13 protein-coding genes and 1 tRNA gene are annotated in these 14995 nt (G+C 61.7%); 6 read left to right on the forward strand and 8 right to left on the reverse strand.

Annotated features, from left to right (window positions below):
- The coding region (locus Y707_RS24320) for a dioxygenase (RefSeq protein ID WP_275451197.1) at window positions 1-432 on the reverse strand (432 nt) is incomplete at its 3' end.
- Window positions 433-763: 331 nt separating this feature from the next.
- Here Y707_RS24320 and benA point away from each other — a divergent pair.
- Genes benA through Y707_RS24325 form a run of 5 tightly spaced genes read left to right on the forward strand, consistent with a single transcriptional unit; the run spans window position 764 to window position 7442 of the window.
- Complete coding sequence (gene benA / locus Y707_RS0107495; protein ID WP_026534603.1) at window positions 764-2173, forward strand: benzoate 1,2-dioxygenase large subunit; 1410 nt, start codon at window positions 764-766, stop codon at window positions 2171-2173.
- 35 nt (window positions 2174-2208) lie between these two features.
- Window positions 2209-2727 (forward strand): benzoate 1,2-dioxygenase small subunit, encoded by a 519-nt coding sequence (gene benB, locus Y707_RS0107500; protein ID WP_051441756.1) that lies wholly within the window; start codon window positions 2209-2211, stop codon window positions 2725-2727.
- A gap of 32 nt (window positions 2728-2759) precedes the next feature.
- Window positions 2760-3788: a benzoate 1,2-dioxygenase electron transfer component BenC gene (benC, locus tag Y707_RS0107505; RefSeq protein WP_026534605.1), complete on the forward strand. Its 1029-nt coding sequence runs from the start codon at window positions 2760-2762 to the stop codon at window positions 3786-3788.
- Window positions 3785-4576, forward strand: coding sequence for a 1,6-dihydroxycyclohexa-2,4-diene-1-carboxylate dehydrogenase (locus Y707_RS0107510; RefSeq protein ID WP_026534606.1), 792 nt, complete (start codon window positions 3785-3787; stop codon window positions 4574-4576). Before benC ends, Y707_RS0107510 begins: the two co-directional genes overlap by 4 nt.
- Before the next feature lie 22 nt (window positions 4577-4598).
- A complete protein-coding gene (locus Y707_RS24325) occupies window positions 4599-7442 on the forward strand; it encodes a helix-turn-helix transcriptional regulator (RefSeq protein ID WP_035780800.1) in 2844 nt (947 codons plus the stop codon).
- 56 nt (window positions 7443-7498) lie between these two features.
- On the opposite strand, the gene Y707_RS0107520 is transcribed toward Y707_RS24325, so the two are convergent.
- The 6 genes from Y707_RS0107520 to Y707_RS0107545 form a co-directional block, all read right to left on the reverse strand.
- Window positions 7499-8602, reverse strand: coding sequence for a mandelate racemase/muconate lactonizing enzyme family protein (locus Y707_RS0107520; RefSeq protein WP_026534607.1), 1104 nt, complete (start codon window positions 8600-8602; stop codon window positions 7499-7501).
- Window positions 8599-9489: a LysR family transcriptional regulator gene (locus Y707_RS0107525; RefSeq protein WP_026534608.1), complete on the reverse strand. Its 891-nt coding sequence runs from the start codon at window positions 9487-9489 to the stop codon at window positions 8599-8601. Before Y707_RS0107525 ends, Y707_RS0107520 begins: the two co-directional genes overlap by 4 nt.
- Before the next feature lie 90 nt (window positions 9490-9579).
- Window positions 9580-9969 (reverse strand): CBS domain-containing protein, encoded by a 390-nt coding sequence (locus Y707_RS0107530; protein WP_026534609.1) that lies wholly within the window; start codon window positions 9967-9969, stop codon window positions 9580-9582.
- A gap of 33 nt (window positions 9970-10002) precedes the next feature.
- Complete coding sequence (locus Y707_RS0107535) at window positions 10003-10353, reverse strand: hypothetical protein (protein WP_026534610.1); 351 nt, start codon at window positions 10351-10353, stop codon at window positions 10003-10005.
- Window positions 10350-11831, reverse strand: coding sequence for a DUF1538 domain-containing protein (locus Y707_RS0107540; RefSeq protein WP_026534611.1), 1482 nt, complete (start codon window positions 11829-11831; stop codon window positions 10350-10352). Before Y707_RS0107540 ends, Y707_RS0107535 begins: the two co-directional genes overlap by 4 nt.
- A 121-nt stretch (window positions 11832-11952) precedes the next feature.
- Window positions 11953-13806, reverse strand: a complete 1854-nt coding sequence (locus tag Y707_RS0107545) for a phosphoenolpyruvate carboxykinase (GTP) (RefSeq protein WP_051441760.1) — start codon at window positions 13804-13806, stop codon at window positions 11953-11955.
- Window positions 13807-14109: 303 nt separating this feature from the next.
- On the opposite strand from Y707_RS0107545, the gene Y707_RS0107550 reads away from it, so the two are divergent.
- Window positions 14110-14182 (forward strand) — tRNA-Arg (locus Y707_RS0107550).
- A 48-nt stretch (window positions 14183-14230) separates the two neighbouring features.
- On the opposite strand, the gene Y707_RS0107555 is transcribed toward Y707_RS0107550, so the two are convergent.
- Window positions 14231-14965 carry a FadR/GntR family transcriptional regulator gene (locus Y707_RS0107555; protein WP_026534613.1) on the reverse strand — a complete coding sequence of 245 codons (735 nt, stop codon included), beginning with the start codon at window positions 14963-14965 and terminating at the stop codon, window positions 14231-14233.
- Between the last annotated feature and the right edge of the window lie 30 nt (window positions 14966-14995).

Raw genomic sequence — 14995 nt, forward strand, 5'->3', positions numbered from 1 at the left:
CGCTGCCACATTGGTGACCTGGCCCTGGAACAAGAGCGGCGTACCCGGCTCATCCTCACGCATCGGCAAGGTGGTTTCCGCGGGAAGCTCCGGAGCGTCGGCCACGTAGTACGGACCCTCGATGGTCCCCTTGGAACCTTCGCGGTCCGAGGTTGCCACCTCTTCCACAACATGTTCGATCCAGACGTCCATGAACAGCGGCCATTCGCCGTCGAGCCCCACCTGGATCAACCATCCCTTGACGGCCTGATACTCGTCATAGGTCACGTCGTGCTTGCGGATGGTGTCATAGATCGCCGAGAGCACTTCACCGGCCAGCAGGCTGACCCGTTCCTTGGGCGTCTCTACATTTACTTTGTGGTTTTCAAAGTAGCGTTCAGTGGCGTTCTGGCCGGACTCGCTGGCCTTGGCCTCGTCAGTCGATGTAGTCATGACTCTTACTCCGTTCCTTCCCCACAGGTCATTCACCGTCAGGGTTGTTGTCTGTTTTGCGGCCTTTCCCCGATCGGGGTGTACTGGGCCGCTCGTTCGCGGCATCACGGTCTACTGGATGCCTGTGACGTGCGTCGCTAATGGATTCAGCCTAACCCCACACATTAAGTATCAACAAATAGCTTTTAACATCTGATTGATATGGAAAACATACTAAAAAATGCCTAGGGCAGTCCTAGGGTCATGCCTAGTGTGACGAGGCGCACTTACTGGAAAGGTGTCCTCCAGACCTCAGCGACGCTGTGACTGCAAACACACGAAGGAGAGACGGATGACTGAGACACTTGATGACGTCCGAAGCACTGTTGACGAAGCCGTAGTCGAAGAGCCCGACAACGGCATCTACCGCGTCAACCGCAAGATTTTCACCGACGAGGAAATCTTCGAGCTGGAGATGAAGCACATCTTCGAAGGCAACTGGATCTACCTGGCGCACGAAAGCCAAATACCCAACGTGGGTGATTACTTCACCACCAATATTGGCCGTTCGCCAATCGTCATCACCCGCAACAAGGACAACGAGCTCAACGCCATCATCAACGCATGCAGCCACCGCGGCGCGATGCTCTGCCGGCGCAAGACGGACAACCGCACGAACTTCACCTGCCCCTTCCACGGCTGGACCTTCAACAACAGCGGGAAACTCCTCAAGGCGAAGAACGCACGCGGCGGCGGATACCCGGAGCAGTTCAATAAAGAAGGTTCCCATGACCTGACCAAGGTCGCCCGCTTCGAGAGCTACCGCGGCTTCCTCTTTGGCTCGTTGAACCCGGACGTCAAACCGCTTGACGAGCACCTGGGCGACACCACCAAGATCATCGACTCCATGGTCAACCAGTCCCCCGAGGGCCTGGAGGTGCTGCGAGGCGCCTCCACCTACACCTATGACGGCAACTGGAAGGTGCAGGCCGAAAACGGAGCTGACGGCTATCACGTCTCTTCCGTGCACTGGAACTATGCCGCCACCCAGGGCCGCCGTGATTCCGGTGAGTCCACCAACGACACCAAGACGATGGACGCAGGCAAATGGGGCCAGCAAAAGGGCGGGTTCTACTCCTTTGAGCACGGTCACCTGTTGCTCTGGCAGGAATGGTCCAACCCGGCGAACCGCCCGTTGTTCGACCGCCGCGAAGAGCTGGTCGAGAAGTATGGCGAAGTCATGGCCAACTTTATGATCAATGTGTCCCGCAACCTGTGCCTGTATCCGAACGTGTACCTGATGGACCAGTTCAGCTCGCAGATCCGCCACCTGAACCCCATCTCCGTGGACCAGACCGAAGTCACGATCTACTGCATCGCACCAAAGGGCGAAAGCGACGAATCCCGGGCCAACCGGATCCGCCAATACGAAGACTTCTTCAACGCCACCGGCATGGCCACCCCGGACGACCTCGAGGAGTTCCGCTCCTGCCAGAAGACCTTCCTGGCTGAATCCGCCTCCTGGAACGACATGTCCCGCGGGGCCACGCACCAGATCACCGGGCCCGACGAGCAGGCCGAGGCACTTGGCATGAACCCGATCGCCTCCGGCGTCAAGACTGAAGATGAAGGCCTTTACCCCATCCAGCACAGCTACTGGCAACAGACCATGCAGGCGGCCATTGCGCAGGAGGAAGCCGAGGAAGCAGCTGTTCGGGCCGGTGCGGGCAAGGAAAAAGCCCCAGCCACCCCCTGCAGCTGAACAACCGGTCCGAAAAGCAGAAAGAAGGTACAGCCATGACAGCAGAAACCCTGACTGAACCCCGCACCGTGACCCTCGAGGGCATCCGCGAGTTCCTCTACCGTGAGGCCCGGTTCCTCGATGACCGGCAGTTCGACCAGTGGATCGACTGCTACCACCCCGAAGCCGAATTCTGGATGCCGGCCTGGGACGACAACGATGAGTTGACCGAAGACCCCCAGCGCGAGATCTCGTTGATCTACTACTCCAACCGGGGCGGGCTCGAAGACCGCGTCTTCCGGATCAAGACCGACCGTTCGGCCGCGACCAGCATTCCGGAACCGCGCACCGGCCATAACATCACCAATGTCGAAATCCTCGAGCAACGCGGCGATGTGGTGGATATCCGGTTCAACTGGTTCACGCTCTACTACCGCTACAAAACTGTCGACACCTACTTCGGCACATCCTTCTACACCGTCGACTGCTCAGGCACGCAGCCGTTGATCACCAGCAAGAAGGTTGTACTCAAGAACGACTACATCCACCACGTCGTGGACATCTACCACATCTAATCCGGCACGTCAGAAGAGAAAGGAGAAGTCTTATGAGCCACAACGTAGCCCTGGGCTTCGAAGACGGGATTACCCGATTCATCAAGGTCGACCCGATGCAAAGCGTGGTCGAGGCAGCGTACAAGGCACGCATCAACATTCCCTTTGACTGCGCTGACGGTGCCTGCGGAACCTGCAAGGCCTTCTGCGAGTCCGGCACGTACGACGGCGGCGAGTACATCGACGACGCCCTGACCGAAGAAGAAGCGGAAGCAGGTTACTGCCTGCCATGCCAGGTGGTGCCCGAAAGCGACCTGGTCCTGCAGATCCCGACGACGTCTCAGGCGGCCAAGACGGCGGCGGGCAAGTTCGCCGCCACGGTCAGCGACGTCCAGCATTACTCGGACACCACGATCGGCTTTACGCTCGAAGTGGAGGACCGCGAGACGCTGTCATTCCTCTCCGGCCAGTACGTCAACATCGGCGTGCCCGGTGCCCACGTCGAACGCAGCTATTCCTTCAGCACCGGTCCGGATGAGAAGCACATCTCGTTCCTGGTCCGCATCACCGACGGCGGCGCCATGTCCGGTTATCTGCGGGACCGCGCGCAGGTGGGCGATCAGCTTGAACTCACCGGTCCGATGGGGAGCTTCTTCCTGAGGGACATCAAGCGCCCGGCCCTGCTGCTGGCCGGCGGCACCGGATTGGCGCCTCTGTTATCCATGCTGGAAAAAATGACGACGACGGCACCCGCCCACCCGATCCACCTCATCTACGGGGTGACCACCGATGTGGACCTGGTCGGGATGGAGAAGCTGGAGCACTACGCCGGCGGGATCGACAATCTCACCTTCGATTACTGCGTTGCCGATCCGGAGAGCAGCGCCCCGAACAAGGGCTACGTCACCTCGCTGATCAAGCCCGAGCACGTGAACGACGGCGACTACGACGTCTATCTGTGCGGTCCGCCTCCCATGGTCGAGGCGGTCAAGGGCTACCTCAAGTCCGAGGGTATCGAACCGGCAAACTTCTACTCTGAGAAGTTCGCCCTCGCCGTCGTGGAAGAGCCCGCAGCCGCATGAGCGTCCTCACCGCGGAACGCTTCGCCGGAAAGGTATTTGTTGTCACTGGAGCCGTCCAGGGTATCGGCCTGACCGTTGCCCGCCGGTTGTCCGCGGAGCAAGCCACGGTGATGCTGGTGGACCGGTCTGAGCTGGTCCACCAGGTCGCCGCGGACCTGCGTGATGCGGGCGGTGAAGCCGATTCCGTCATCGCCGATCTGGAACAGTACGAGGGCGCCGCTGCTGCGATGGCGGCGGCACGGGAGCGGTTCGGCCGGATCGACGGCGTTATCAATAACGTCGGCGGGACCATTTGGGCCCGTCCGTACGCCGAATACGAGCCCGAGCAGATCCAGGCCGAAATCCAGCGGTCGCTCTTTCCGACCTTGTGGTGCTGCCGTGCGGCGCTGCCGCATCTGCTGGAAGCGGACAGCGCCGTCATCGTCAATGTTTCATCCGTGGCGACGCGCGGGATCAACCGTGTTCCGTACTCGGCCGCTAAGGGCGGGGTCAATGCCTTGACTGCATCCTTGGCCCTGGAGTACGCCGGACACGGCATCCGGGTTGTTGCCACGGCACCGGGCGGAACCGAAGCACCGCAACGGAAGGTCGCACGCGGCCCTTCGGCGGAAGACGCCCAGGAAAAAGAGTGGTACCAGCAGGTTGTCGACCAGACTGTCGATTCGTCCCTGCTGAAACGGTACGGGACGCTCGAGGAGCAGGCCGGGGCGATCCTCTTCCTCGCTTCCGACGAGGCGTCCTACATCACCGGTACCGTGCTGCCCGTAGCCGGAGGTGACCTCGGATAACGACGGCGGTTACAGTAAGGCGATGAGCGGCGATTCCAATTTCCAGGGGTTCAACGGCCGCGGGCGAGAGCTCGCTGAGTTGGACCTCCGGTTGGCGCTGGCTGCTCAAGGGCAGTCAGCGATGGTCATCGTTGAAGGACCGTCCGGAATTGGAAAGTCCGCCCTGCTGGAGAACTTCTTCGCGCAACACGACTCATTGCAGATCCTGAGCGGCTTCGGGGTCGAGTGGGAATCGGTTGAGCCGTTCGCGGTTGTCGAGCAGTTGGTCCGAGGCAGGGCGGATGCCCCGTTGTCCGGACCCGACGGCGTTGGACCGGGCGGCGCAGGCTTTAACAGCGTCGTCCCGACCGTGGACCGGCCGGACGACGGCCCCAACGGCGGCGAAGCAGATTCCGCACGCAACGCCATGAAGGTTGGCCGGCGGTTGCTGGAACTAGTGCAGCAGCTGCAGCAGAGCGCTCCGGTCGCCGTCGTCGTCGACGATTTGCAGTGGGCAGACCCAGCCTCCATCCGCGCCCTGTCCTACATGGTCCGCCGGCTGCACAAGGAGCGGGTGATGACGGTCGTCACCGTGAGCGACGAACACAGGGTCAACATCAGTGCGGCTGCTCAGCGTTTCCTGGCCGGACACCAAAACACAGTCATCAGGGTCAATCCGCTGACCGGCGCACAGATCCGCGATCTCGCCATGGCTGCCGCCGGGATTGAGCTGACCATTCCCGGTGCGCACCATTTGGCCGCCCATACATTGGGAAATCCCTTGTACACGCGGCAGCTGCTGACCGAACTGCCGCCGGAGATCTGGCAGCAGTGGCAGCCGGACCTGCCCGCACCACGGGTATTCGCTGCGGAGGTGAGGACCCGTCTGGCCCACTGCGGCGCCGCCGGACGGGCGCTGGCGGAAGCTGCCTCGGTGCTGGGCAAAACCATTCCCTTCGCCGATGTGGCCGCCCTTGCCGGGACGCCGGATTCCCTCGCGGCCCTGGACGAGGCGCAGCAGGCAGGAATACTGGCCAGTTTTGGCGGCGGCGAACGGCAAATGTTGACCTTCAATGAGCCGCTGGTCAGGGCCGCTGTCTACACTCAGTTGAGCCACACCCGCCGGGCTGAGCTGCACCGGCATGCTGCACAGCTGGCTCTTTCCACCGAACAACGGCTCAACCACCGTGCCGCGGCTTCGCCATTGCAGAACGCGCAGTTGGCGGCGGAGTTCGAAGCACTGGCCAACGCCAAGGCCGCCACCGGTCAGTGGTCCCAGACGGCACGGGCGCTGATTACCTCCGCACGGCTCAGTACCGAAAAGTCCCTCCAGCAGAACCGGTTGCTGCACGCGGTGGACGCCCTGATCGGCGCCGGCCAACTGCCGGAGGCCATGACCTTCCTGCCGGAAGTCGAAAGCCTTGCCCCCAGCGCGGCCCGCGATACTGTGCTTGGTTATGCGGCAATAATGCGTGGCCGGCGGGCGGCCGCGGAGACATTCCTGTCCAACGCCTGGGACAGCTGCGACCGTTCGGCCGATCCAGCCACCGCCGCCGTGGTGGCGCAGCGTTATGTGCTGCACGCCTTGGCCCAATGGAACGGGCCGGAACTCGTTGAATGGTCGCGCACCACCGTGGCTTTGGCAGAACCAGGCAGCCCTCCCGGCGTGGAGGCAGAGGCGATTGCCGGACTGGGGCTGGTGGCAATGGGCAAGCGGGCGGAGGCATTCGAACACTACGCGCGGGTAGCCGCCCGGGTCCCGGAAGGCGCGCAGACACAACGCGTCCAGTTGGGGTACGGCTGGGCGCACCTTGCTTTCGATGATCCGCAGGCCGCGCGCAATGAGCTCGAGGCCGCCGTTCCCACCGAATACGCCGCCGGCTCCATGCGGATCTCGCTGTGGGCGCAGGCCTGGCTCGCCCGTACACAGTTTGTGCTCGGCGACTGGGACGCGGCAATCCGCACTGTCGAGGAGGCCGAGCGGCAGCTGGAAACGGCCGACATGGACCTGATCCGCCCGCTGGTTCACTGGACGGCGACCCAGGTCCATGCCCTGCGGGGAAATTGGGAGCTGGCCAAGATGCATATGGAGAAGGCCCGCGCGAGCGACCAGAGCTACGTCACCATGCTGATTCCCGCGCGGCTGGCGCAAGCCCAGTACGCCGAAGCGCAAGGCGACTATCCCGCCGTCGTACGCGCTTTGGAACCACTGGTAAAGCTGTCCCCGGGAGCGGACGAGTCAGCTTTCTGGCCGTGGCACGATACCTACGCCAATGCGCTCGTGATGACCGAGCGGGTTGCTGAAGCCAGCGATTTCATCAGCCCTTACGAGCAGCATGCCTCAGAGCGCGGACATCGTTCCGCGGCCGCTCGGATGGCCTACGTCAGGGGCCGGATCCTCGGGGCCCAGGGTCTTCTCGAGGACGCCAGGCAGAGTTTCGACCATGCGCTGGCCCAACTGGAGCCCGTGTCGCTGCCGTACCTGCGGGCACGTGTACAGTTCGCCTACGGCATGACCTTGCGGCGGGCGGGCAAACGGGCCGAAGCCGCCGGACTGCTGCACGCCGCGGGGGACGCCTTCGGTTTTCTGGGCGCACAGGCCTACGTGGACCGCTGCAACCGGGAGCTCAAAGCCAGCGGAGTCGATATTGCCCGCAGGGATGATTCCGATCCGGTGTCGCTGACCGCCCAGGAGCAAGCCGTGGCCAACCTGGTGGCACAAGGCAAAAGCAACAAAGAGGTGGTCCGGGACCTTTACGTCACGGTCAAGACGATCCAGTACCACCTGACCAGGATCTACGGGAAATTCGGCATCCGGTCACGCGGTGAACTGGCCGCCCGCTACCGCCCGGACGCCGATACCGACGCCGACGCCGAGAAGACCTGACCTTTGACCCTGCCTGGCCCCTGCTCTACCTGACCCGCGGCTCCGCCTGACCGGCTCTACTGGTCCTGCCGGTACCTGGCCAGCTTCTCCTCGTCGATCGCGGCCCCGACGCCGGGAACCTCCCGGGCATTGATCCGCCCGTCCTGGATCAGCAGCGGATCGGCCAGCAGGTCGTCACTCATATCCAGAAAGTTGGACAGCTCTCCAGCCCGGCGGGTCGTGGCTTCAAAGGCCGATCCGAAGGTTACCGACGCGAGTGTTCCGATCTGGGTGTCGATCTGGTTCCCAATTACGACGTCGACCCCCAGTCCCTCGCACAGTGACAGGATCCGCTGGGCTTCGGTAAAGCCGCTGCGTGCCGTCTTGATGCTGATGGCATTGCAGCCCCCGGCCAGAAGTTCACGCGAAACATCACCGGCGGTGGGCACGCTCTCGTCGCCGACGACCGGAATCGGAGACTTCTCGACGAGGCGCTTGCGGCTCATCGCCTCCTTCGCATCGCACGGCTCTTCAAGCAGTGACAGGCCCAGCCCGTCGGTCTGCCGCAGTACCTCCATCGCCTCGTTGGCCGTCCAGCCGCGGTTGGCATCCAGGTAGATTTCGGTCTCCTGCCCCAACCCGTCCCGCAGCACGTGGCAAGCTTCGATGTCGAGGCCGATCGGCCGGCGTCCAACCTTGAGCTTGAAGGTGTCGATACCGTACTGGTCGCGCATTCTCAGCGCCTCGTCCAGCAGCTTCTGCGACTCCGCAAAACCAAGCATGTGCGAGACCCGCATGCCGTCGGTGAATCCGCCCAACATCGAGGACACGGGCAGACCGGCAAGCTGGCCGATAATGTCCCATACCGCAATGTCGATTCCGCCCTTGGCCGTATTGTTGTGCACGGTCCGGTTCAGCTTGGCGTGGATTTTCTCCCGGTCCAGCGGGTCCAGGCCCAGAAGCGACGGGCCAAAAATTTGGTCGACGACGGCGACAATCGACGCCTGGGTCTCGCCATAGGTATACGGACGCGGGGGTGTATCGGCAATGCCGGTCACGCCGTCGTCGGTAGTCACCCGGATGAGCACATGCTCTGCTGCCTCGACCTCACCGCTGGCGAACTTCAGCGGCTTACGGTACGGAATCGAGTAGGGAATGGCTTCCAGTTTTGCGATCTTCACGAATCGGTGTCCTTCTTATTGATGTTCTCGATCAGGGAGACGAAGTTGCGCAGCAGGGCCGAATCGGACCCGCGGCGCCAGGCCACGGCCAACTCCACCTCCGGCGCATCTGCCAGTTCACGGATGACGACGTTGTTGATGGCAAAAGTGGTCGCCGTCGCAGGCACCAGCGCGACTCCCGCACCGGCGGCCACGAAGGAAAGCAGCGCCGACGTCTCGCTGGCTTCCTGCACGATCCGGGGGTAGAAGCCCGCTTGCCGGCAGGCGTCAATGGCCGTTTCCGCCACGGCCGAATCGCTTGGATAGCTGACGAAGGATTCTTCCTCCAGCTGCTCAAGGCTGAGCACCTCGTATTCCGCCAGCCGCGAATCGGCCGGAAGCACCACGACCAGCGGGTCCTTGCCGATAACGCTGACTTCAAGCTCCGCCGTGCGCACCGGCGGGCGCAGGACCGCCACATCGAGACGGTACTCCAGCAGGCTGGAAACGAGTTGTGGCGTCAACTGCTCGCCCCGGATCTTCAGTGCGAGACCCGGCAGTTCTTCTTTGGCATGGCGCACCACCTGGGGCATCAACCCGTAAGTGGCTGAGCCGGTGAAGCCGACCCGCAGGATGCCCTGGACACCGCCGCCGACCTGTCGAACATCGTTTTCCAAGGTTTGAAGCTCTTCCACGATGCGCCTGCCGCGTTCCAGCAGTAGCTCCCCCGCCTCGGTCAGTGCGACCTTGCGGGTGGTGCGGTTGAACAACTTCGTCCCGAGCTCCTGCTCCAGCTGCCGGATCTGTTGCGACAACGGCGGCTGGGCAATATTCAGCATGGCCGCTGCCCGCCCGAAATGACGGTGTTCAGCCACCGCTATGAAGTAGCGCAGATGCCGGATGTCCATCTAAGCATCTTAGGGAGTTACATTATGAAAGGGAAATACTATTTACGGCCCTATTTATATTCAATGCCTATCCAATCGTTTTCTTGACCGTCACAGCATGTCCTCCATCAGCCGGGCCAGGATGTCATTCATGGCCAGCAGTCCGACCAGCTGGTTGCCCTCGACGACCACGAGCCGGTTGAGGTGGTATCGGCTCATCAGCGTCGCGGCTTGACGCAAGGACAACTCTGCGCCGACGGTGATCGCGGGGATCGTGGCCGCATCGTAGACATTGAGGAGATCCATATCTCCTTCTTCCGCGACTACGCTATGCAAAAGTTCGCTGTAGGTCAGCAGCCCATAGGCATCATGTGGGTGCTGCCCTTCAACCACGAGGCTCTTAACCTGACGCTCCTTCATGGCGGATATCGCCTCGCGCAGGGTGCTGTAAGGGGAGATGGTGACGACCTTCGGAACCATGACATCTTTTACAGTGAGCATCTCTTTCCTCCTGGTAAGTGCTCCGGGCCAGCTTCAGTCGTCCTCGTGGCGCAGATAGTCTTCGAATTTGCCCACCTGGCGCAAGTCGATCCCGGTCAGATGTTCAATCGGAATAGCGAAGGCAAGACCCCGCGATTCGGTCCCCTTCACCAGCAGCGGGTGCAGCGCCTTGAGGATCGGAGCGGTTAGGTGCCGTCCGACCACCATCAGCAGCACGGACTGTGTTCCTTCAAAGGTCAGCCCGAGGAATGACTTTTTCGCTTCACCGCCGATGCCTTTGCCGACCAGAATGGTTACGCCAGTGGCGCCGGCCCGTTGGGCGTACTCAATCGCCTTGTCTTCATAGTCATCAGGGGCGATGACGACGATGGCGGTGAATTTCACGATGCTTCCTTCCGAAGCCGAGGAAATCTCTCCATCATGATGGCATAGATCAGAACGGAGATCACGGGAAAGATGGAGGCGAATGCGATCAATCCGAAACCGTCAATCAACGCATCGCGTCCGTCGATCGCAGTGGCCAGGCCGAGACCGAGCGCGGTGACCAGCGGCACCGTGATTTCCGACGTCGTGACCCCGCCAAGATCGAAGGCCAGGGCGACGATGTACTTGGGCGCAAAGAACATCAGCACGAGCGCTATCACGTAGGCGGCCATGATGAAGTAATGGAAGGGCCCACCAACAAGAATGCGGTACACGCCGAAGCCGATGCCGAGCGCCACCCCAACAGCGACAATGAGCCGGATGCCGACGGCACTGATCCTTCCGGGGGACGCCTCGTGAGCCTGTTCGCCGATCGCCAGCAGAGCAGGTTCGGCCATGGTGGTGGCAAAACCGATGAGCAGGGCGAAGAGCAGGATAAGGGCTGGCATGCCCTGCTCGATCAGCTGCTCCGCCATTACTCTTCCCAGCGGAAACAGCCCGAGCTTGAGCCCGACGACGAAGGCGTACAGTCCGACGACGACCATAATGAAACCGACGGCGACTCTCAACGGGTGGGACAATCGTCGTCGGAGAGCAACGTACTGGAAGAAGAGGACCACGGCCACCATGGGCAGAACCTCCCGGAGCGTCTCGGCCAAGCCAAGGATGGCACTGATCACCGAGAGCGGTGGATCTTCCCCGGCCTCCACCCCCGGCACCGTGCCACCACCGCCAAAATTGTAAACCCAAATGCCGTACAGCTGGACGCCGATCATGGGAACCATGACGCAGAGCGCCACCAGACCAAAACCATCTGCCAGCTGGCTGCGGCCCCGGATGGAATTGGCCAGTCCAAGACCGATAGCGGCAATCAACGGAACACTGACGATGTTGGTTGTGACTCCGCCTGAATCGTAAGCAAGGCCAATGATCTCCTCGGGGGCGGCATAACTGAGCGCCAGCACCAGCCCATATCCGGCAATCAGCAGTTTGTGGACCGGCCAGCCCCGCAGCACCCGCATGATTCCCAGGACGAGGACCAGGCCGACCGATACGGCAATAACAAGGCGCAGGGTCATTGCGTTAATCCGCCCGTCGCTGACGAACTGCGCTTGCTGTGCGACGGCGATAACCGCGGGCTCCGCTATCGAGGCGGCGAAACCGATGGCGAACCCGAAGGGCAACAGCAATCCAAGTGCTCCGCGCCGGACGAACTGGTTGGCCAGGTTCTTGCCGACCGGAAAAACGCTCAGGTCCAGCCCCTGCAGAAACAGGGCAATGCCCAAGCCAACAATCAGCAGCCCCGCCACAAGGTTCAGCGGATCGTCCGGCATCGAACGGAACACCAGCAGTTGGAAAATCACGACGACGGCCACGATGGGCAGGAGGTTCCTGAGCGCCTTGAGGAATTCGCGTGCGAATTGGCTGAGGTGCTCCATTGGGTCCTCTCCCAGTGATGGCTGCGGGTACCTCGGTCTTCAATCTTCCCTTAAGCAGGCAATGCCCCTCCCATAATGGGAAGGGCACTGCACACTTCAGGCGGTTTCGGCTGGGAAGGTCCTAGCTCGCGAACCGTTCCTTCAACTGCGCCAGCTGGTCGCGCAGACCATCCGGCAGCGAGTCGCCAAAGCGCTCGTACCACTGCTCGATACCTTCAAGTTCGGGCCCCCACTCCTCCGGTTTGACCGCCACGGCTGCGTCGATCTGCTCCTGGCTGATCCCAAGCCCTTCGATGTCCAGCGAACCCGGTGCCGGCACGTAGCCGATCGGCGTCTCGGCCGCCTCTGCGGTTCCTTCGATCCGATCGATCACCCACTTCAGCACCCGCGTGTTCTCGCTGAAGCCAGGCCACAGGAATCCGCCGTCGGCATCCCTGCGGAACCAGTTGACGAGGAAGATCTTCGGCAGCAGCTCCTGGTTGGCGGCTCCGCTGAGTTTGATCCAGTGCTTGAGGTAATCGCCGGCGTCATAACCGATGAAGGGCAGCATCGCCATCGGATCGCGGCGGACGACACCGACCTGGCCGGAAGCTGCGGCGGTGGTTTCCGAGGACAATGTCGACCCCATGAAAATGCCGTTTGTCCAGTCACGCGCCTCGGTCACGAGCGGGACGGTGGTCTTGCGCCGGCCGCCGAACAGGATGGCCGAGATGGGAACACCATCGGGGTCGTTGTATTCCTCGGCGAGCATGTCGATCTGGTCGATCGGGGTGCAGAACCGGGAATTCGGGTGTGCTGCCGGGTGGTCCATTTCCGGCGTCCAGTCATCGCCCTGCCAGTCGATCAGGTGATCCGGGGTTTCCTTGGACATGCCCTCCCACCAGACACCGCCGTCGTCGGTCAATGCCACGTTGGTGAAGATGGAGTTGCCCTTCACGATGGCGCGCATCGCATTGGGATTGGTGCCCCAGCCGGTGCCCGGTGCGACACCAAAGAGGCCGGCCTCCGGGTTGATGGCACGGATTTCGCCGTTGTCGCCGAAACGCATCCAGGTGATGTCATCGCCAAGTGTTTCGACGTGCCATCCCTCAAGGGTCGGATCGAGCAGGGCCAGGTTGGTCTTGCCGCAGGCAGAGGGGAACGCCGCGGAGATGTAGTACGTCTTGTTCTCCGGGCTGGTTAACTTGAGGATCAGCATGTGCTCGGCGAGCCAGCCCTCATCGTGGGCCATTACGGAGGCGATGCGCAGCGCGTAGCATTTCTTGCCGAGCAGGGCATTACCGCCATAGCCGGAACCATAGGACCAGATGGAGCGCTCCTCGGGGAAGTGCACAATCCACTTGTCCTCATTGCACGGCCACTGGACGTCCTCCTCGCCGGGTTCAAGCGGAGCTCCGACCGAATGCAGGGCAGGAACGTAGAACGCGTCCAACTCCGTCATTCTGTTCAATACGTCAGTGCCGATACGGGCCATGATCCGCATTGACGCGACCACGTATGCACTGTCGGTGATTTCGACGCCGAATTTCGGATCCTTGGCATCGAGGTGGCCCATAACAAACGGGATCACGTACATGGTCCGTCCGCGCATGGAACCATCGAACAAGCTGTTAAGCTTGATCTCCATCTCGGCAGGATCCATCCAGTTATTGGTGAAACCGGCGTCGTGCTTGTTCGCCGAGCAGATAAAGGTCTGCTCTTCGACCCTGGCAACGTCCTTGGGGTCGGAGAAGGCCGCAAACGAGTTGGGGAAGGTGTCCGGGTTCAGCCGGGTCAGTGTTCCGGCATCAACCAAATGGCCCGTAAGCCGCGCATACTCTTCTTCAGTACCGTTGACCCAGTAGATAGTCTCCGGCTTGGTCAATTGCGCAGTCTCGCGCACCCACTCAAGCAGCCCTGCATGAGTCGTAGGCGCATTATTGAGAGCATCTTGCACAGTCTGCGGTGTCGCAGTTGGCTCAGCGGAATCTTCCATCAGAAGTTGACGCGCAGCATCGCCCATGACTCTTCCCTTCCTTGGGTCTGTGGTGTGACTAAATGCTATTGGTCCGTAATGCGGGCGGAATGGGGATCTTCATGTAGCGGCGGTATACTGGACGCTGCCGTTCCGCGGATTGTCGCGGTTTTGGCTACCTGATGGCAGCAGTGGATGTGATAAAGGTCACCTAGACCGGTATAGCAATAGCTCGGGTCAAGCTGCGCTCAAGCTTCAACCAAACGGGCGATTCGCAACGAATATCGAAACACGCTAAAGTGGTCTACGGCCCGCGAGGGTCATGCGCCCGTAGCTCAACGGATAGAGCATCTGACTACGGATCAGAAGGTTGTAGGTTCGAATCCTGTCGGGCGCACATTCGAAGAACACCCTGGCAGCGAAAGCACCGCCGGGGTGTTCTGCTTTAAGTTTCGTCGGCCACGGCAAGAATCCCGTTGATCTTTTCCCGCAGTCCATCGAAATGCTGGCCGAGCCGGCCCACGGCGGCGGCCTTGTCGCCGTCGGCCACAGCTTGGAAAATCTCCCGGTGCAACGCCGCCGCAGCCGCCGGATCACCGCTGGAACCGCCGTCGTCCTGCTGGATCTTCAGGTCAATATGCCGGAAGACGCCCACCAGATGGGTCAGAAACTCATTTCCCAGCGGCTGGAATAGTCGGCGATGGAATTCCTCCTCAGCTTCTGCAGTATCTTCGCACTGTAAGGCGAGTTGCTCCATGCGGTCCACTGCCGCCTCGAGGGCTTCCAGATCCGCTGTATCCATTGAGTCCATGGCGGCGTCGATCAGGGCGGATTCAACAGTTTGCCGGGCATTGATCAGCTCCAGGGCTTCCACTCCTTGGTGCCGCAGTGACAACCGCCCGCGGAAGGTCAGCCCGTCAGTCAGCGCGGCGAAGTTTGACGGCGCCACGAACATGCCGAACCCGTGGCGGATTTCGATCACGCCAACCGCCTGCAGAACCTTCAACGATTCGCGGAGGGTATTACGGCCGACGCCGAGTGCCAGGCAAAGCTCGCTCTCGGTGGGCAATGAATCGCCCACGTCCAGCTCGCGGGCCAGGATCAGTTCCATGATGTCCGTCTGCAGGGCGCGCAACCGCGTCTGGGCGCTGAAGCGCGGCGGAGTGGCCGGTGAGATCACGTCCCTCTCTCCTGGACTCTGATTCCCCCA

This window comes from Arthrobacter sp. H14, assembly GCF_000520495.1.
Classification (GTDB): Bacteria; Actinomycetota; Actinomycetes; order Actinomycetales; family Micrococcaceae; genus Arthrobacter_C.

Bases quoted from the DNA above. Each gene is read 5' to 3' on its own strand.
- benA (WP_026534603.1), top strand. From the start codon at position 764: ATGACTGAGACACTTGATGACGTCCGAAGCACTGTTGACGAAGCCGTA.
- benB (WP_051441756.1), top strand. From the start codon at position 2,209: ATGACAGCAGAAACCCTGACTGAACCCCGCACCGTGACCCTCGAGGGC.
- benC (WP_026534605.1), top strand. From the start codon at position 2,760: ATGAGCCACAACGTAGCCCTGGGCTTCGAAGACGGGATTACCCGATTC.
- Y707_RS0107510 (WP_026534606.1), top strand. From the start codon at position 3,785: ATGAGCGTCCTCACCGCGGAACGCTTCGCCGGAAAGGTATTTGTTGTC.
- Y707_RS24325 (WP_035780800.1), top strand. From the start codon at position 4,599: ATGAGCGGCGATTCCAATTTCCAGGGGTTCAACGGCCGCGGGCGAGAG.
- Y707_RS0107525 (WP_026534608.1), bottom strand. From the start codon at position 9,489: ATGGACATCCGGCATCTGCGCTACTTCATAGCGGTGGCTGAACACCGT.
- Y707_RS0107530 (WP_026534609.1), bottom strand. From the start codon at position 9,969: ATGCTCACTGTAAAAGATGTCATGGTTCCGAAGGTCGTCACCATCTCC.
- Y707_RS0107540 (WP_026534611.1), bottom strand. From the start codon at position 11,831: ATGGAGCACCTCAGCCAATTCGCACGCGAATTCCTCAAGGCGCTCAGG.
- Y707_RS0107545 (WP_051441760.1), bottom strand. From the start codon at position 13,806: ATGGAAGATTCCGCTGAGCCAACTGCGACACCGCAGACTGTGCAAGAT.